The following is an 18,217-nucleotide window of genomic DNA, read 5'->3' as shown; positions in this document are numbered from 1 at the left end:
ACCTATTTATTCCCCTTTCTAACAAGATATATAAATATTGGAACTCCTATAAGAGCTGTTATAGAGCCCACTGGAGTCTCATATGGAGGATTTATCATTCTACTTAATATATCCGTATATACAAGTAGCACAGCTCCTAGAACCAAAGAACTTGGTATTATATACTTATAATCTGAGCCTACTATTCCTTTAGCTATCTGAGGAACTATAAGACCTATAAAAATAATATTACCTGATACTGAAACAGATGCTCCAGTCATTAATATTACTAATACTATACATATAAATCTAACAATGTCAGTTTTTTGCCCTAACCCTATTGCCACTTCTTCTCCAAGACTTAAGATAGTTATTCTTGGTGCCATAATCATAGATAGGATAAATCCAATACCTCCAACTATAAATAATAGCTTTATACCTTCCCACGTTACGCCTACAAGTCCTCCTGATATCCAAAAACTTAATTGCTGAGATAGATTAAAGTACATAGATATTGCAGAGGCCAAAGAAATTAACAATGTACCAAGAGCTACCCCTGCAAGAGCTAATTTTACATTATTAACTCTTCCTCTTGATTTTGAACTTACAAAATATATAAATAAACCACTTATACTTGCTCCAATAAATGCAAATATCATTACACTAAAGTTCCCATGTATAAGTTTAGGAAATTTTTGTTGAAGTACTAATGATATTGCAATAGCAAATGTAGCTCCCTGTGTAATTCCTATAACAGAAGGTTCAGCTATAGGATTTCTTGTTATTCCTTGCATTATAGCACCTGAAACTGCTAAAAATCCTCCAACAAGTGCTGCTGCTATTGCCCTTGGAAGTCTAACATCCTTCACTATTCTCATATTTATTCCATCTTCCATATTTATTAAACTACTTATAACAGTCGATAGATTCATATCTTTAGCCCCAATAGTTATGGATAATACAATTCCAAATACAAGTGCAACTATACTTATTAATATCAACGAATAAGTCAGATTTTTTTTACTAAGTGTAGTCAATTATCCTACCTCCTTTTCCCTTTTAATTCCAGTGCAGTAATATATTTATTAAGTATTTTATGATTTTAAACTTATTAAAAATAGGTGTGAAAAATGAACATCATTATCTCACACCTAATAAGTTAAGAATTACTTTGTTAATTCATTTTTAACTGATTCTAATAACAACTCTTTTCCAATTGGATTATATGATTGGCTGAAAAATGGAGCTGCATCAAGTATTGTTACATTTCCATCTTTTACTGCTCTCATTTGAGCCCATATAGCACTATTTTCTAAATCTTTTTTATCTGATTCTGTAGCTATCACAATTATATGGTCTGCATCTATATCTGTAAGACCCTCCATACTTACCATTGGCAATGTTATTCCATCTTGCTTTGGCATATTTTTAGGTCTAGCTAATTTCATATCATCATTAATTAAAGTTCCAATTCCTCCATCACTAAACACCATAAATTGTCCCGAACTTGCTAATACTGGTAAATAAGTTTTTTCTCCATTTTTTTCTACAACTTCTTTACCTAGTTTTGTAGCTTTTTCATCATACTTTTGTAACCAATCCTTAGCTTTCTCTTCTTTATCAAATATTTTTGAAACATCAGTTAACTTACTTCTCCAGTCATTTGCATAATCTTTCATCATGACTACAGGAGCTATTTCTTTTAATTGGTCATAGATTTTTTCTTGTCTTTGACTCATTATTATTAAATCTGGATTTGCTTCTAATATAGCTTCCATATCCATAGTATCCATCATAGAGTGACCTACTATCTTTACATCTTTAAGTTCTTCTCTTATGTAACTTGGCAATTTATCAGTTTCATATGAGTCTACATTTGCCGTTGCAATAGGTTTATGACCAGCTATTAACAATTCCTCACTACTTCCTGATATATCAACTATTTTTTTAGGATTTGATGGTATCTTCACCTCTCCCTTAACAGATTGTACAACTCTTGTATCTGATTTTTCTTTATTATCTGTGTTACTATCTGAACATGCCGTAACAAGTACTAACGTAGTTATAATAGATATAAATATTGCTAATGATTTTATTTTTTTCATGATTATTTCTCCTACTTGTTTATTATACTTACATGATATTGATTATCATAAGCACATATTTATTATAGCATTTTTCTAGTTTTAGTCAATATTATTTTGCAAAAGGATAAAAATTCCTAATTAATCTTAATTAAATATACTATAGATAAGGTTTTCTTTCATTGAACAATAAATTTTATATCTGTTCTTTATGTAAATATAATAAATAGAATGACTTTTCAGTTAAACAATGATAAAATGCAAGATACAGAATAGTAATTTAGTAAGGAGGATTTAAAGCGTGGTACATTTAGTATATTGTGATAATGCAGGTAAAAAAGGAGAAAAGGTATTAGATAAAATTTTAGCTGGAACGAAGACAATGGTAATTAGAGGTGCTGCTGGTAGAAAAATACCACATAGCAGAGTATTTCAAGGAGAGTTACTTTATTTTATGGAAAAAGGAACTTCAAGAATTTCTGCAAAAGCTACTGTTAAAAAAGTAGACAACTATATTAAATTAACAGAAGACGAAATTTGTAAAGTTCTAGATGAAAATCAACCAAAACTAAATTTATCTGATAAGCAAAAAGTTCGTTGGCATAAAAAATGCTTATGCTTAGTTGAATTTGAAAATGTTCAAGAAATAACACCTCTTGATTTCGACCATCAAGGAAATATGGATGATTGGCTTATTATTGAAAAAATTGAAGATGTAGTTGTAGGTACTAGTATACCTTACAATTACGAGAAATCTAAATTTTAGAACATTAATAAAAGAATAATAAATTGCTAAGTTATAACTTTTTAACATATTTTAATAAAAAAGAGTGTTTTTAATAATTATAGAAATTATTAAAAACACTCTTTCATAATAGTTAAATTAGACTACTTGCTTTCCAATCTTTCATACAAATCTACAAATTCTTCTGCTAGTTGTTGAAAGTTCATAGATGTCATTAAATGGTCTTGTGCATGAACTAATATAACACTCATTTCAGTTTTATTACCACTAGCTTCATTTTGTATTAACTCTGTTTGGAACTTATGTGCTTTATGAATTGACTCTTTTGACTTTTCAATACACTCTCTAGCTTCATCTATATTTCCGTTCTTTGCTTCTTTTATAGCTTCAAAAGCTAGACCTTTTGCATCGCCTGCAAATCCAATTATTCCAAAAGATATTTCTATCATCTTCTCATCCATCTGTATACCTCCTAAATATCTCTATAGCTTGATATGACTAATCCATTTTCTCTCAAAAACTCTTTGACTTTTTTAGATGTAAGTATTTTATGCTCTTTTGTTCTATCAATTGCATAAGATGTAGAATTTAAAATATAATCGTCTAAAAAAGCTGGGTGAGACATAATATCCACTACATCATACTTCATTATTTCTTCTATATTTTTTGTAAAATACTCTTCACTCACATTTTCTTTATAAAAGCTATCTATTAATGGAACTATTTTTGAATACTCTAAATCGTATTCAAACCCTCCTCTTATTGGAAGATTATACTTATTTACAATTTTCTCTATTACTGGTTTTAAATTTACTAAAGTATGAATATGATGATGACTATCTAAATGAGATATGTCTATTCCAAGTTCTTTTACTCTCTCTATTTGAGCACAAAGTTCTTCATAAATCTCATCATAATCCATTTTTTTAATAATTTCGTCTGTAATTCTTCTAATAAAAAAACCTTCTTTATCAACAATAGTTTTTAAGTTAGACAATAATGGTCTACCACAACTTAAAGTCATATGAACTCCACAATTTAAATCTCTATTTTCTTTAAGTAGCTTTACTCCATGTTCTACACCAGGCATATTTGCCATCATAGATGTGGACTTAACTATTCCATTATTATGAGCTGATATTATACCATAATTCACAGCTTCGCAATATCCAAAGTCATCTGCATTTATTATAATTTTAGTCATACCATAACCTACTTTCTATAAACTATCTATTAAATCTAGGAAGATAATCTTTATGAGCTTCTAACATTTCATCTAATATAGTTTTTGCCAAATCATCCGATGGAATCAATGGATTTATACAAAGTGCCAATAAAGCAGATTCATAATCTCCATATACAGCTGCTTTGGCTGCTAAAACTTCAAATGACTTAATTTGACTTACTAACCCATGTACAGAATCTGGTAAATAGCCTATACTTAATGGTCTTGGTCCATTTTTTGTTATTACACTACTTACTTCTACCGCCTGCTCATCTTTAAAGTCTCTTATAGCCCCATTATTTAATGTATTAACTACTTGGATGTCTTTTTTATCATTGTAGATAGAACTTATTAGATTACAAGCAGCATCACTATAATAAGCTCCTCCTCTTTTTTCAAGTTGAGGTGGTTTTATATCTAGCTTTTCATCTTTATATAGTTCAAATAATTGTTCTTCTAATTCTTTAACCACTTGACCTCTAGCTTTTCCCTCTTTAAATTCTATTAACTCATCTTCAAGCATTTCTTTAGTTTTATAATAATATCTATGATATGGGCAAGGTATAGCACCTAAAGATTTTATAAAATCAGCATTAAAATCAATTGCCTTTATATTTTGCATGCTTATATCTGCTTTAACAAATTTATCTATTGCTTCTTTTGTAACATCTTCTCCGTCTAAAGCTACATTAAGACCATAAACCATATGATTAAGACCTGCAAAATCCATACTTATTCTATCACTTTCTACATTGAATAGTTTAGCTACATCATTTTTTAAATGAATTGGTACATTGCATAGACCTATATATTTTTTAAAGTTAGTGTATTTGAATACAGCTTCTGTTATTATTCCTGTTGGATTTGTAAAGTTCACCATCCATGCATTTGGACATAATTCTTCCACATCTTTTATTATATCAAATATAACTGGTATTGTACGAAGAGCTTTAAACAACCCACCTGCGCCATTAGTTTCCTGTCCCATAACTCCATGAGATAAAGGAATAGTTTCATCTTTAATTCTTGCATCTAAAAGACCTACTCTGAGTTGTGTTGTTACAAAATCTGCGTCTTTTAAAGCTTCTCTTCTATCTAAAGTAAGATTTATTTTCATATCTACTCCAGCTTTTTTTACCATTCTTTTAGCTAGATTTCCTACTATCTCTAGTTTTTCTTTTCCATCTTCTATATCTACAAGCCATAACTCCTTTACAGGTAGCTCCTTATATCTATTTATAAAACCTTCTACAAGTTCAGGAGTATAACTTGAACCTCCTCCAATTGTAACTATTTTTAGCCCATTTTTCATCTCATTATACCATCCTTACTTATAATTTAGTATATATTACAAAACTTTATCTATTTATTTCCGAATAAAATTACCTAGTTGTCAATTTTTGTTAATTTTTTAGCTTCCATTTTTTCAGATGCTATAACAAACGGAATATATATTAATATTGACAATATTAAATTAAATAGTGCTAAAGCTCCTCCAGTCCAATCACCTGTAGCCATTGCCCCACCTAATATAGGAGGTGTTACCCAAGGTATTTTAGGTAAAATTACTGGTGCTACTAATCCAAAATCTATTGCTAAATATGATACAGCACTACATACTACTGGTGCAAGTACAAATGGAATCATAAAAATAGGATTTAAAACTATTGGAAGCCCAAATATTAATGGTTCTCCTATGTTAAATATTGCTGGAGGTCCCCCTAACAATATCATCTCTTTACGTCTTCTTCCTGCTATTAATAAAGCTACAATTAATCCTAATACCATTCCTGAACCACCTAAATACACAAATGCATCAAAGAATGAACCTGCAAGTACATGATAGCCTTCAGTTGCACCTGCTTGAGCTAAGGCAGCGTTTTCTCCACCTAATTTCATAAGTATTGTTTCTGTAAAAGGAAGTGCTATATTTGCGCCATGAAGACCAACAGTCCAAAGTATATGAATTATAAATGCAATAAGCATTGTAGAACCTAAACTATCAGCTACATTTGATAGTGGTGCTCCTAAGTAAGTATTCAAAATATCTGTTAAGAAATTTCCATCTGAAATCATTTTTATAAATATTCCTATTACAGTAAATATCATTATAGTCAACATTCCTGGTATTAACTTTGCAAATGATCTTGAAACTGCTGGTGGAACTCCATCTGGCATTTTTATAGTTAATTTCTTTACTTTAGATAATCTTACAAATATCTCAGCAGACAACAACCCTATTAATATAGAAGAAAATAGTGCTGCTGTTCCTAAGTAAGTCTGTTGTATCATTCCCCATCCTTCAACTGCGCTAGTACCACCTTCTGGAACTATCTTACCAATTTGTGGAGCCATTATAAAAAAGATAGATAGTGCTATAAGACCAGCTTGTAATCCATCACTTTCATAAGACTTTGCTAGGAAATAGGCAACACCTATTACTAAAAATACTGCCATCGTACCTATAGCTCCCCACCAAAGGTCTCCTCCAAACATAGTCCAATTTTCTCCAAATATACTTGCCATCAGATTTTTATATGCTTCTAATGGCAAGTTGTTTATCAATGTTCCCAATGCACCTACCATAGTTATAGGTATCATTGCTATAAATGCATCCCTTACTGCTACTAAGTGCCTTTGAGCTCCTACCTTTGCAGCTACAGGCACTATATATTTATCCATAAATGACATGAATTTTTCCATTTTACATCCTCCAGTACAACTTTATTTTGAATTATTTAATTCCACTGCTCTATCTAAGACAGCTTTCCCATTACATCTTCCATAATCCATCATATTTATAACTTCTACTGGAATATTATATGGTTTTGCCATTTCAGTTGCTTTTCCTAATACATATCTAACTTGAGGTCCTAAAAGTAAGACATCACAATTTTCTATTTCATTTTTTAAGTTCACTTCTGATATAGCCCATATTTTTGCTTCTATACCGTTTTCCTTCGCGGCATTCTCCATTTTTGTAACCAATAAACTAGTTGACATCCCTGCTGAACAAGCTAACATTATTTTTATCATTTTCTTACCTCCAAATTAGAATTTATTAAGTATCTTTTTAAGTCATAATATCTTTAAACTATACATTTAAAGTGTCCTTATTTATTAATTTTTATTTTAATGTATATATTTTATTTTTAAATGTATATACATTTATTTCTTGATATTATTATATATCAAATGTATATACATTTCAAGAAAACTTTTTCATTTTTTCTTAATTTTTATTCGACAACAGCACTTAAAGTTAAAGTATATCCATGATGATATGTGTGTGAGTATTCAAAAACCTCACTATTTTGTAACTTACAAACTTGATTTATATATAAAAGTGCTTCTGGTTCTTCAATTTCTAAATTAGTCATACATTCCTCATTTGATATTACAGCTTGTACTTCTCTCTCTGACATAGCTATTTTATATCCACATACTTCTTCCACAAAATTATAAAGTGAATTTTCACAATGAATTTTATTTAAATTTGGAAATAACTTAACTGGCATATATGTAATCATATATGAAACCCTCGTTTCATCTGCCAATCTTACTCTTTTTATCTCCCATACATTTTCTCCTAAGCTAATATTCAATTTACTTGATAATTCTTCGTCTGCTTGAACTATTTCAAGAGATACCAATATATTAGATACTTTATAGCCTTTACTTTCCATCTCCTTAGTAAATCCACTTACAGAAGATATATTATCATATATTTTATTTGCGAGTACTATACTTCCTACACCTCTTTGCCTAGTTATATAACCTTCCTTAACTAGATTATTTAATGCTGACCTTACAGTCATTCTAGTCACATTAAATTCTTCACTTAATTGCTTTTCAGATGGGATTAAATCCCCTTCTTTCAAACTATCTGAATTTATTAATTCTCTTACATGATTTTCTATAACTTTATAAATTGGTTCTTTCATTTAATTCACTCCTAATCAATTCGAACTTTTATATGATAAGTTAATTTTATATACAAATAAACAAAATGTCTATACATTTATTATAAATTAAATTTTATTTAGATACCTTATATAATTTCCCAAGTTTAAGCAGATATATAAATAAACTTATCATTAATATTCCCTTTAATATACTTGATATTGTTATACTCCACCAAACACCATTTAATCCTAATATTTCTGGTCTAGATATAAAGTAAGCTAATGGTACTCTTGCACCAGTCAATACAGTAACTATTATAGAAGGTATATAGGTTCTACCTAATCCTTTAAAAGCTCCTGTTGTTATTATTTCTAGACACATAAAAAATTGAGAGTATCCTAATATTTTAAGATACATAGCTCCTTTTTCTATTGCTTCACTTTCATCTATAAAAACAGAAAAAATACTTCCACCTGCAAATATCAATACTAAGGTTGTCATTATTCCAAGTATAGAAGATACAATTATAGCTATTTTACATCCTTTATTTATTCTAGAATACTTTTTGGCTCCATAATTTTGTCCAACAAAGCTTCCTAATGCAACAGCTAATCCTTCAGCAGTCATCCATGATATTGCTTCTATTTGTGACCCTACTTTTTGCACTGCAACTGCAACAGGCCCCCATGAAGCCACTATTACACCAAGTAACATTGAAAATATTGTAAACATTCCACTTTGTATAGCTACAGGAAAACCTAACTTATATAACACTTTATAGTATTTAAGTTCTATTTTTCTGAAGATTTTTATCTTAAAATACTCCTCTTTACTCTTAAGTATTATATATAGAAAACATGTAGTAACTACTATTTGTGCAAATACAGTAGCAATAGCAGCCCCTGCAACTCCAAGTTTTGGAGCAGGTCCCCATCCAAAAATTAGCACAGGGTCAAGTATAATATTAGTTATTAGCCCTATTGTATTGATGCAAAAAGGTGTTCTACTATTCCCAAGTCCATTGAAAATTGCAGTAAATACTGGATTGATAAAATAAAATACCATACCTAAAGCTACTATTATTAAATATTGTCTGGACATAGATATAACTTCTAAATCTCCCAATCTGAAAAAACCTATTAGTTGTTTATTGAGTACTATCAAAACCATAGTATATATTATTGCCAACATAAGGTTTATTTCTATTGCTGATTTTATATATGATTTAGTAGTGCTTATATTATTTTCTCCTATACTTTGTGCTACCTTTACTTCACCACCTACTTTTGAAATCATAATAAATGCCATTGCAAGCCATGGAAAAAATCCCGCTGTCCCAACTGCAGCTACTGCTTTACTTCCAGCTTTACCAACCCATATCATGTCTATCATGTTATATCCCATTTGTATAAATGAAGTCCCCATTATTGGGAGTGATAGTTTAAGTAACTTTTCAGTAATACTTCCTTCTGTTAAATCAAGTCTATTTTTCATTTTCCACCTCTTTTATATTATAATTATAAAATTAAAAAGCCCTTTAATTGTACACTTAAATCAACTACTATGTTTATTTAAGTAAATTTACCATCATAAATAAATTTATTATATTTAAACTCAATAAGTTGAAATAAAGTTACTAATTTAAAGTGATTTTTAGCTTCTACTTTTCTAATCTACCATATATTATTTCTCTATAACAGTACATTTAACACTTTGAATATCTATATTATTCTTCCCAGTCATTAATACAAATTCTACTCTGTACAATATACCCCATTTACAAGAATTTACTTATAATATAGCATTTTTAGATTATTTAATATATATTACCTGTCTATGTAGTTTCAAATTGTGTTAACTATAATAAAATATGGTAATGTTTATCATTGATTTTCAGCAATAGATATAATTATATAACTATCTCACGACTATGGTTCTTATTTTAATACCATTAAGTAAATATATCAAAATCGCCAACAAACTTGTTATATAAGCCAATATATTCCACTATATTTTCCAAAGATTGACAAGTTTTTTTGGGGTTGATATACTAATACTTAAAATATTTTAAATTCGTATGAGGTGAAGCAATGAACATAAATGAATATATCAAAGACTCTGTTTTAGTTTTTGATGGTGCAATGGGTACATACTATTCCAAACTAAAAAATAGTCCTTTCAATTGTGAAATAGCCAATATAAATGATGCATCTACAATATTGTCTATCCACGAGGAATATATAAAAGCTGGATGTATGGCTATTAAGACAAATACTTTTGCAGCAAATGAAACACTTCTAGAGTGTGATTTTAAAACTGTCAAAGATATTATAAAAAGTGGGTATGAAATTGCATTAGAGGCAACAAGAAATACAGATGTATTTATATTTGCTGATATTGGTCCAATACCTGCTCTAAATGATAGAAATTTGTTACCTGACTATAAGAAAATAGTAGATGTATTTTTAGAAATTGGAGCAACTAATTTTCTATTTGAAACATTTAGTAGTGATGAATATTTACCAGAAATCTCAAGTTATATAAAAGAAAAACAACCAAATGCATTTATCTTAACAGAATTTGCAGTTAATCCAGAGGGCTTTACTAGACTTGGAAAAAGTGGAACTAACATCTTTAAATCTATTTCCAAGGACAAAAATATTGATGCATTAGGATTTAATTGTATCTCTGGCCCACACCATTTATTACATTTTATAAAGACACTTGATATTAATGACAATATAGTTTCTATTATGCCTAATGCAGGCTATCCAACTATTATCAATAATCGTACATTTTTTGAAGATAACTCAGACTATTTTTCAGAACAGATGCTAGAAATATTAAATCAAGGAGTTCAGATACTAGGTGGATGCTGTGGTACAACACCTGAATTTATCAAAAAAACTGTTGAAATAATAAATTCTTTATACAAGGGCAATGTTACCATAAAAAATGATATTTCTCCAAAAGAAAAAATTAAATCTGTAGCAAAAAACGAGCTCTTAGAAAAGATTGATGGAGGTAAAAAAATTATAGCAGTTGAATTAGACCCTCCTATTGATACAGATATTGAATTTTTTATGAATAGTGCTGAAAAACTAAAAAACTACGGAGTTGATGCAATAACAATTGCTGACTGCCCTATAGCAAGAGCAAGAGTTGATAGTAGTTTATTAGCTTGTAAAATAAAGAGAGAGTTAGACATCACTCCTATTCCACATATGACATGTAGGGATAGAAATATTAATGCTACAAAAGCTCTTCTTTTAGGATTAAATATTGAAAACATAAACAATGTGTTAGTAGTAACTGGAGACCCTATACCTTCTGCTGAAAGAGATGAAATAAAGGCCATGTTCAGTTTTAACTCTTCTATACTAGCAAATTACATAAAAACTTTAAATAAAGATACATTTAATACTCCATTTAATATATTTGGAGCTTTAAATATAAATGCAACAAACTTTGATTCTCAACTTAAGCACGCTAAGATTAAAATAGAAAATGGGGTTACTATGTTTTTAACTCAACCAGTTTTAACAGAGCAAGCTTTATTAAACTTAAAAAAAGCTAAGGAAATACTTCCTGCAAAGATACTAGGTGGAATTATACCTGTAGTAAGTTACAAAAATGCTTGTTTTATGAATAATGAAATTTCAGGAATTACTGTTTCACAAGACATTATAGACATGTACAAAGATGCTTCAAAAGAACAATCTACTAAACTTGCTATCAATATATCAACTCAAATAGCAAAAGAAATTGAACCTTATGTAGATGGTTATTATATTATTACACCATTTAAAAGAATTGACATAGTATGTGATATATTAGCAGGTATTAATAAATAAAATAATTATAATATAAATACTATTAAGATATTATAATGTTTATTTATTAAAGTATAGTGTAATTTTAAAAAGCCTTGTATTTGAATCTTTTAAGCTAAATTATAGATTGTAATTTTTAGATGATTTTGATAATATAGATGTATATTATGGTAATATTTATAGATATACATTAATTATGGGGAGATTTTGTGAAATATTTTTTTACAAAAAATTTGGGATATGGAAATAAATAAAAAATTCAATAGAGTTGATATGCAAGTTTCAATACTTACTGCAATTATTGTAATAATTTCTTCTTCATGTGTTTATTTTTTTAATTATGCACTCACTTATAATGATATGATTTATACTTTAAGTGAGAGGTCAAGACATATATATAAATATGTAGAAAAAAATCTTGATAAAGATACCTTTATTGAAATTAATTCTGAAAAAGACCACTCAAAAGAGTCTTATAAAAGTGCTAAAGTGCTATTGGAATCTGTAAAGAATACTACTGGAGTTATGTACTTATACACTGCAAAAAAAACAAAAGATGGCTCATTAGTATATGTTGTTGATGGTTTAGATTCATCTAGAAGCGATTTTAGAAATGCTGGTGATTTGATAGAAAAAGAGATTTGGGGTGACCTTAACAAAGCACTAGATAATAATATATTGCTACCTAAAAAAATAAAAAAAACATCTTGGGGACATATATTTATATCGTACTTTCCCATCCATAATGATGTTGGTAAAGTCGTTGGAGTAATGGGAATTGAATTTGAAGCAAAACATCAATACAATACTTTTAGATTTATAAGTATAGTTACTCCTTTTATAGCTTTATTAACCTGTTTAATATCAGCATTAGTAGCAGTAATCCTGTTTAAACGTATATCTAATCCTACATATACTGATTTTGCTAATACTGATTATCTAACAGGATTAAAAAATAGAAACGCTTTTGAAATAGATATGAATAACTTAAACAATTCAAATCTTAAACAACCAATTTCTATAATGTCAATAGATTTAGATGGCCTTAAAAAAATCAATGATAAATTTGGCCATCAAACAGGAGATTTATACATTAAAAATGCAAGTAAAATTATACAAGATGTAATAAATAAAAAACATATAGTCTATCGTGTTGGTGGAGATGAGTATATAATTATTTTAAAAGATTCTTGTCATGAAGAAATAGATAGTATTGTCAATAAGATTAATTTAAAAATAATTGAAGAAAACGCTACTAATGAATTAAATTTATCCATGTCTATTGGATATGCAGTTTTCGATGAAAACTTAGACAACTCTTTATTTGATACATACCATCGTGCAGATTCTGAAATGTATTGTAACAAAAGAAAAATTAATAAAAACGATTAATATTTATTTTAAATTTATATAAAAAAGTCTATTCTATAAACAATAAATTATAAGAATAGACTTCTTTAATATGTGTATTTTTATACAATAACTTCTTTAGTTAAAATTTGCTCTTTTTTCCAAACGATTTTTTATAAATTCATGTATTACCTTAACTAGTACATTTGTAATTAATATCAATACAGCTAGTGCTGCTGCTTGTGCTGTACTTCCCTTATCATCTAACTGTACAATTGATATAGCTGCTACCTTTGAACTTGCTGTATATATAAATACTAGTGCTGATATTGTTACCATAGAATTTAAGAAAAAATACATAAAGTTTTCTAAAACTGCTGGTAAACAAAGTGGTATTGTTACATTCTTAAGAATTGATGCACTATTTATTCCCATTGATTTTGCCACCATGTCTAATTCTTTGTCCACTTTCTTAATAGCTGTAGTTGCAGTTATAAAAGCTACTGAGAAAAAATGTACCACATTGCATATAACCATAATAAATAATGTTCCGTACAATCCATTAAACAAGTTCTTAATGTATATTGTATCCATTAGATTAAACTCTAATTTATTAAAGAATAGTACATAAGCTATACCTAACACTAACCCTGGTAATGCCATAGGCAATGTACTTAAAAAATATCCAAATGATTTTAAATATGGAGCTTTTTCTGTTTTTTCGTTTAGATATGCAAATAAGAAAACAAAACTTGTCCCAAGAATAGCTGTCAGTAATGACATTTCTATTGAATTTATAAATGGCTTAATTCCATCAATACTACTTTTCATAGAAAAGTGTTCAAGTGTGAGTCTTAAATCATATGGCCAAACAGATATTAGTGAAGATAAGATTACAGTCAACATTACAGCTATTATTCCAAATGCAATAATTCCTACAATGACTCCAAATATACTGTCTCTTAACTTATTAAATTTAACCTTATATGGGATTGATTTTGAATTTATATATGAATTTTGATTTTTTTCGATTTTTTTAGTTACTATAAAAGATATTATTGCAGGTATCAAAAGTAATATTGATACAGTTGCTCCCATAGGCATATTTTGCTGCCCTATAATTTGCTTGTATACATCTATTGATAATACATTGAAATCTCCTCCAATAACTTTTGGAGCTCCAAAGTCTGTAAAGCACAATGTGAATGATACAAATGCTGAACTTATTAAAGAGTACTTAATGCTAGGTATCGTTATACTTAAAAACTCTCTTATCTTGCTTATTCCCATAGCATTGCTAGCTTCATATAATCTATAATCAGTTGAATTTAGTGATATATAAAGTATCTGAAATGATTGAGGAAATACATATATAATTTGTGCTAATACTATTCCAATTGAACCATATATCGGAATATTTATTCCAAGTAAATTAGTCACTACCCCTTGATTTCCAAATAAATATACCAACCCTATAGCATGCATCATTGTAGGGGCAAACATAGGAAACATCGCTATAGATTTAAGAAGTCCTTTAAACTTAATCTTTGTTCTTGTTAGTGCATATGCATACACTAGTGCGAGAGTTAAAGATATTACAGTTGATATAACAGATACAAATATTGTATTTTTCAGAGAATTTAACAGTGCTTCAGAAGCTAAATACTCTTTAAAATTTTGTAATCCAACAAAAACTCCATCTTTATCTAAAAATGCTTGTACAAACAGATAGATTATGGGCGCCAATAAAAATATTACCAAAGACATAACTAATACTGTAAGCATACATTTTTTTATATCTAAATTCATTTTAGATTTAATATTTAAACTTTTAGAACTTATAGCATTATTATTCATATATTTATGCTCCTTTAACTTTTGGATACTTTAAATAGTATTTTTCATCTATACTTACACTTACAAAGTCACCCTCTACTAAATTTAAATTAACCCATTCTTTTATAGAAACATCACTTATTATAAAATTTTCATTTAATTTATCTTTTATTTCTACTCTCAATAGATTCCCTCTAAATTCTATATTAGATATTGTTCCATGACAATTTTCTTTTGTTGACTTTTCTATTTGAACATATTCTGGTCTTACAGTTAATATAGAATCTCCTCTATCAAAACAGTTTGTATCTCCTATAAATTGAGCTGTAAATAGGTTTTGAGGATTTTGATATATTTCTTCTGGAGTCCCTATTTGCATTATGTCACCGCCATTTAAGATTGCAATTTTGTCTGCCATAGTTATAGCTTCTTCCTGGTCATGTGTTACCATTATTGTTGTTATATTTAATTCTTTCTGTAGTTTTTTAATATCCATTCTAAGTTTGTGTCTAACTTTTGCATCAAGTGCAGACATTGGCTCATCTAAAAGTAAAAACTTTGGCTCAAGTGCTAATGCTCTTGCTATTGCAATTCTCTGCTGTTGACCTCCTGACAATGCTTTAGGATACTTATGAGCTTCATTACTCAATCCAACTGTTTCAAGCACTTCTCTAACCTTCTTATCTATCTTTTCTTTTGGTACCTTTCTTTCTTTAAGCGGAAAAGCTATATTATTATATGCTGTCATATTTGGAAATAATGCATATGATTGAAATACTATCCCAAAACCTCTCTTTGATGGCTCTAACTCTGTTATATCTTTATCTTGAAGAATTATAGCTCCACTATTTACATCTTCAAGCCCTGCTATTATTCTAAGTAATGTAGTTTTTCCACATCCACTAGGTCCAAGTAAACATAGAAACTCACCTTCTTCAATATCTAAACTAATATTGTTTAACACTCTTTTTTGGTCATAACTCTTGAACACATTATTTATTTTTAAGTAACTCATATCTAATCTCCCCTTATACAATTATATTTGTTTTTTTAATTTTATATTTTAATTTTTCTTATAAATTTCTTTTCTCTATTTCTATTAAAAAATCCATTTAACTTTTACTTACTTTCAGATTTTGAACCATACTTTGATTCCCAAGTTTTTAACACTGCACTTCTATTTTTTGATGCAGAGTTTAAATCAACTTCTTTAATCAGCTGTTCTAATGGACGTTTAGAGTAACCTTTTGGTACAGGATTATCTGTCTTTATAGAAGTCACTGCTACTTCATGTGCATATCTGTCCATAGCTGAATCACTTATTGCCCAATCTAAAAACAATTTTGCTTCTTTTTTTATATTATCTTTCTTAACCAAAGCATTTGCTTCTAAATCCCAACCTGAACCTTCTTTTGGAAATACTACTTCTATAGGTTCTCCACTAGACAATTGCTGTGTAGCTCTATATCCAAGTGTAATGCCTATTGGGTATTCTCCTGAACCAGCTAGTTTTGCAGGTTTCGAACCTGAATGTGTATATGTAGCTATATTCTTATGTAGTTTATCCATGTAATTATAAGCTTCTTTTTCACCCATCATTTGAATAAGTCCTGATACTGTAAGATAACCTGTACCAGATGATGCTGGATTTGGCATTGTTATAAGACCTTTGTACTCTGGTTTTATTAAATCATTATATCCTTTTGGAACATCTAGGCCTAATTTTTCAAGTTCTTTGTAATTAACTACTATTGCTGTCTCTGGTACACTCATACCTACCCATAATACATCTTTTCCAGTATCCTTAAATCTCTTATCTACCTTGTCATAATTTTTAGGCTTATATGCTTCAAGTGCCCCATCTTCTTTTAGTTCTATCATATTCATTGCTGATAATCCCCATATAACATCTGCTTGTGGATTATCCTTTTCTGCTAATAATTTTGAAGCTATTACACCATGAGAATCCATAACTATTTCTACATCAATATTAGGATACTCTTCTCTAAATCCTTCCATATAGTAAGCTATTTGCTCTTCTTCTAATGCTGCATATATTGTAAGTTTATTATTTCCTTTTCCTTGAGTAGTTTGTGGTGTTGTTGATATGCAACTTGTCATAAATGCAATTACTACAATACACAGACAAGTAAATATAAATTCTTTCATATCTTCCCCCTTTTTGTGTTTTTGTCTTTTTTTAATTGTTTTTTATTGTTTTTGCTTATGTTTATATAATACACCTAATTTGTTAATACGAAGTTAAGTGTAAATTAACAGTTCGTTAATTTTTAGAAATTTTTGTTAAATTTATTATTTTTTTACAAAGTTCTAGGCATATAGACCATTATATCTTCATAAAAATTCTTATAAAAAACACCCTTTTACCCATATGAGTATGATTTTATTTGAGCTTTTTTATATACAAGGTAGAATATACATAACTTTTACATCTGGAGTATTGAAATGAATATTGAGAGATTAATAGGTAATTAATTGATACCGCCAATTCCGAATATGTGCTTACTTGCACTAAAAAGCCTAACTCCTATAAACTAGGATGTTAGGCTTATTTTTATAAGTATTTAATTATCCAACCAAATCATTTTTCTTTTTTTCTTCAAGTGCTTTTTTAAGCACCATATCCTTAACCTTCATAAGTCTAGTAGTACTTGCTCTCTCATTTTCTTCAAGCTTCATAGCAATATACTTAATAGTTTCAATGTAATTTGGTATCATTACATTTTCAAGAGCATTAACACGTCTACGTGTCTTTTCTATCTCTTGTGCAAGAAGCTGTGCACTTTTTTCACTTTCTGCAAGTCTTAAAAGTGGTTCCATTGCATCTGAAAATGCTTCCATAGCAGAATCTAATTCACCTGATGTAAAAGCAAGACCATAAGGATAAATATCACTTTGATTGTTTTCAGTTTTAAAGTCAAACACAGGAACATCAACACTCATTATGTTTCTTGTAGAAACACCTACAGAAACAGATTGTTTTGGCATCATAAGTGCTGAACCTAGATACTCCTGACTCATAACTGCCCTTGCAATTATAAAATTTTTATAAGCAGCATCGAGAGCATTTTCTGCTTCTTCACGTAATCGCTTATTTTCTCTTACAATTTCAAGAAATTGTTTCATAAGTTCATCAAGCTTATCTTTAAGAAGCTTATGACCTCTTGTCGCAGTTTTAAGGAGTTTCTTAAGTCTAGTCATTTCCATACGTGTTGGATTTATATTTAATCTAGCCACA

The 18,217-nt window shown here is 29.0% G+C and carries 16 protein-coding genes; 3 read left to right on the top strand and 13 right to left on the bottom strand.

All coding sequences use genetic code 11. From position 1 onward, the window contains the following. Positions 1-2: 2 nt before the first annotated feature. Positions 3-1,016 carry an iron ABC transporter permease gene (locus tag JJC01_04720; GenBank protein UDN59167.1) on the bottom strand — a complete coding sequence of 338 codons (1,014 nt, stop codon included), beginning with the start codon at positions 1,014-1,016 and terminating at the stop codon, positions 3-5. Positions 1,017-1,145: 129 nt separating this feature from the next. Next, positions 1,146-2,084, bottom strand: a complete 939-nt coding sequence (locus tag JJC01_04715; GenBank protein UDN59166.1) for an ABC transporter substrate-binding protein — start codon at positions 2,082-2,084, stop codon at positions 1,146-1,148. A 280-nt stretch (positions 2,085-2,364) separates the two neighbouring features. On the opposite strand from JJC01_04715, the gene JJC01_04710 reads away from it, so the two are divergent. Beyond that, entirely contained in the window at positions 2,365-2,829 is a 465-nt protein-coding gene (locus JJC01_04710; protein UDN59165.1) for a hypothetical protein, read from the top strand. Between the two features lie 122 nt (positions 2,830-2,951). On the opposite strand, the gene JJC01_04705 is transcribed toward JJC01_04710, so the two are convergent. From JJC01_04705 to JJC01_04675, 7 genes are all read right to left on the bottom strand, one after another. Further along, a complete protein-coding gene (locus tag JJC01_04705) occupies positions 2,952-3,269 on the bottom strand; it encodes a PTS lactose/cellobiose transporter subunit IIA (GenBank protein UDN59164.1) in 318 nt (105 codons plus the stop codon). Positions 3,270-3,280: 11 nt separating this feature from the next. Next, positions 3,281-4,012 carry a chitin disaccharide deacetylase gene (gene chbG / locus JJC01_04700; GenBank protein ID UDN59163.1) on the bottom strand — a complete coding sequence of 244 codons (732 nt, stop codon included), beginning with the start codon at positions 4,010-4,012 and terminating at the stop codon, positions 3,281-3,283. Positions 4,013-4,034: 22 nt separating this feature from the next. Beyond that, positions 4,035-5,345 carry a 6-phospho-beta-glucosidase gene (locus JJC01_04695; protein ID UDN59162.1) on the bottom strand — a complete coding sequence of 437 codons (1,311 nt, stop codon included), beginning with the start codon at positions 5,343-5,345 and terminating at the stop codon, positions 4,035-4,037. A gap of 74 nt (positions 5,346-5,419) precedes the next feature. After that, positions 5,420-6,736 (bottom strand): PTS sugar transporter subunit IIC, encoded by a 1,317-nt coding sequence (locus tag JJC01_04690; GenBank protein UDN59161.1) that lies wholly within the window; start codon positions 6,734-6,736, stop codon positions 5,420-5,422. A gap of 21 nt (positions 6,737-6,757) precedes the next feature. Continuing rightward, on the bottom strand, positions 6,758-7,069 hold the full coding sequence (locus JJC01_04685; protein UDN59160.1) for a PTS sugar transporter subunit IIB: 312 nt from the start codon (positions 7,067-7,069) through the stop codon (positions 6,758-6,760). A 203-nt stretch (positions 7,070-7,272) separates the two neighbouring features. Next, positions 7,273-7,977 carry a GntR family transcriptional regulator gene (locus JJC01_04680; GenBank protein ID UDN59159.1) on the bottom strand — a complete coding sequence of 235 codons (705 nt, stop codon included), beginning with the start codon at positions 7,975-7,977 and terminating at the stop codon, positions 7,273-7,275. A gap of 94 nt (positions 7,978-8,071) precedes the next feature. Next, entirely contained in the window at positions 8,072-9,433 is a 1,362-nt protein-coding gene (locus JJC01_04675; protein UDN59158.1) for an MATE family efflux transporter, read from the bottom strand. A gap of 596 nt (positions 9,434-10,029) precedes the next feature. Between JJC01_04675 and JJC01_04670 the strand changes: the two genes are divergently transcribed. Together JJC01_04670 and JJC01_04665 are read left to right on the top strand one after the other, a co-directional pair. Then, positions 10,030-11,793, top strand: coding sequence for a bifunctional homocysteine S-methyltransferase/methylenetetrahydrofolate reductase (locus JJC01_04670; protein UDN59157.1), 1,764 nt, complete (start codon positions 10,030-10,032; stop codon positions 11,791-11,793). Positions 11,794-12,012: 219 nt separating this feature from the next. Next, a complete protein-coding gene (locus tag JJC01_04665) occupies positions 12,013-13,164 on the top strand; it encodes a GGDEF domain-containing protein (GenBank protein UDN59156.1) in 1,152 nt (383 codons plus the stop codon). Positions 13,165-13,260: 96 nt separating this feature from the next. Here JJC01_04665 and JJC01_04660 read toward each other — a convergent pair whose 3' ends face one another. From JJC01_04660 to JJC01_04645, 4 genes are all read right to left on the bottom strand, one after another. Next, positions 13,261-14,979, bottom strand: coding sequence for a putative 2-aminoethylphosphonate ABC transporter permease subunit (locus tag JJC01_04660; protein ID UDN59155.1), 1,719 nt, complete (start codon positions 14,977-14,979; stop codon positions 13,261-13,263). A 4-nt stretch (positions 14,980-14,983) separates the two neighbouring features. Next, positions 14,984-15,973, bottom strand: a complete 990-nt coding sequence (locus JJC01_04655) for an ATP-binding cassette domain-containing protein (protein ID UDN59154.1) — start codon at positions 15,971-15,973, stop codon at positions 14,984-14,986. A gap of 104 nt (positions 15,974-16,077) precedes the next feature. Next, positions 16,078-17,127 carry a putative 2-aminoethylphosphonate ABC transporter substrate-binding protein gene (locus JJC01_04650; protein ID UDN59153.1) on the bottom strand — a complete coding sequence of 350 codons (1,050 nt, stop codon included), beginning with the start codon at positions 17,125-17,127 and terminating at the stop codon, positions 16,078-16,080. A gap of 420 nt (positions 17,128-17,547) precedes the next feature. Continuing rightward, positions 17,548-18,216: a V-type ATP synthase subunit D gene (locus JJC01_04645; GenBank protein UDN59152.1), complete on the bottom strand. Its 669-nt coding sequence runs from the start codon at positions 18,214-18,216 to the stop codon at positions 17,548-17,550. Between the last annotated feature and the right edge of the window lies 1 nt (position 18,217).

The sequence above is a fragment of the Clostridioides sp. ES-S-0010-02 genome, from assembly GCA_020641055.1.
In the GTDB taxonomy this organism is placed as follows: domain Bacteria; phylum Bacillota; class Clostridia; order Peptostreptococcales; family Peptostreptococcaceae; genus Clostridioides.
Note: the sequence above shows the minus strand (reverse complement) of the source record. Positions and strands in the feature narration are given on the sequence as shown.

Coding starts and splice junctions, on each gene's coding strand:
- JJC01_04685 (UDN59160.1), bottom strand. CDS start 7,069: ATGATAAAAATAATGTTAGCTTGTTCAGCAGGGATGTCAACTAGTTTA.
- JJC01_04670 (UDN59157.1), top strand. CDS start 10,030: ATGAACATAAATGAATATATCAAAGACTCTGTTTTAGTTTTTGATGGT.
- JJC01_04655 (UDN59154.1), bottom strand. CDS start 15,973: ATGAGTTACTTAAAAATAAATAATGTGTTCAAGAGTTATGACCAAAAA.
- JJC01_04705 (UDN59164.1), bottom strand. CDS start 3,269: ATGGATGAGAAGATGATAGAAATATCTTTTGGAATAATTGGATTTGCA.
- JJC01_04650 (UDN59153.1), bottom strand. CDS start 17,127: ATGAAAGAATTTATATTTACTTGTCTGTGTATTGTAGTAATTGCATTT.
- JJC01_04690 (UDN59161.1), bottom strand. CDS start 6,736: ATGGAAAAATTCATGTCATTTATGGATAAATATATAGTGCCTGTAGCT.
- JJC01_04715 (UDN59166.1), bottom strand. CDS start 2,084: ATGAAAAAAATAAAATCATTAGCAATATTTATATCTATTATAACTACG.
- JJC01_04660 (UDN59155.1), bottom strand. CDS start 14,979: ATGAATAATAATGCTATAAGTTCTAAAAGTTTAAATATTAAATCTAAA.
- JJC01_04675 (UDN59158.1), bottom strand. CDS start 9,433: ATGAAAAATAGACTTGATTTAACAGAAGGAAGTATTACTGAAAAGTTA.
- JJC01_04680 (UDN59159.1), bottom strand. CDS start 7,977: ATGAAAGAACCAATTTATAAAGTTATAGAAAATCATGTAAGAGAATTA.
- JJC01_04665 (UDN59156.1), top strand. CDS start 12,013: ATGGAAATAAATAAAAAATTCAATAGAGTTGATATGCAAGTTTCAATA.
- chbG (UDN59163.1), bottom strand. CDS start 4,012: ATGACTAAAATTATAATAAATGCAGATGACTTTGGATATTGCGAAGCT.
- JJC01_04695 (UDN59162.1), bottom strand. CDS start 5,345: ATGAAAAATGGGCTAAAAATAGTTACAATTGGAGGAGGTTCAAGTTAT.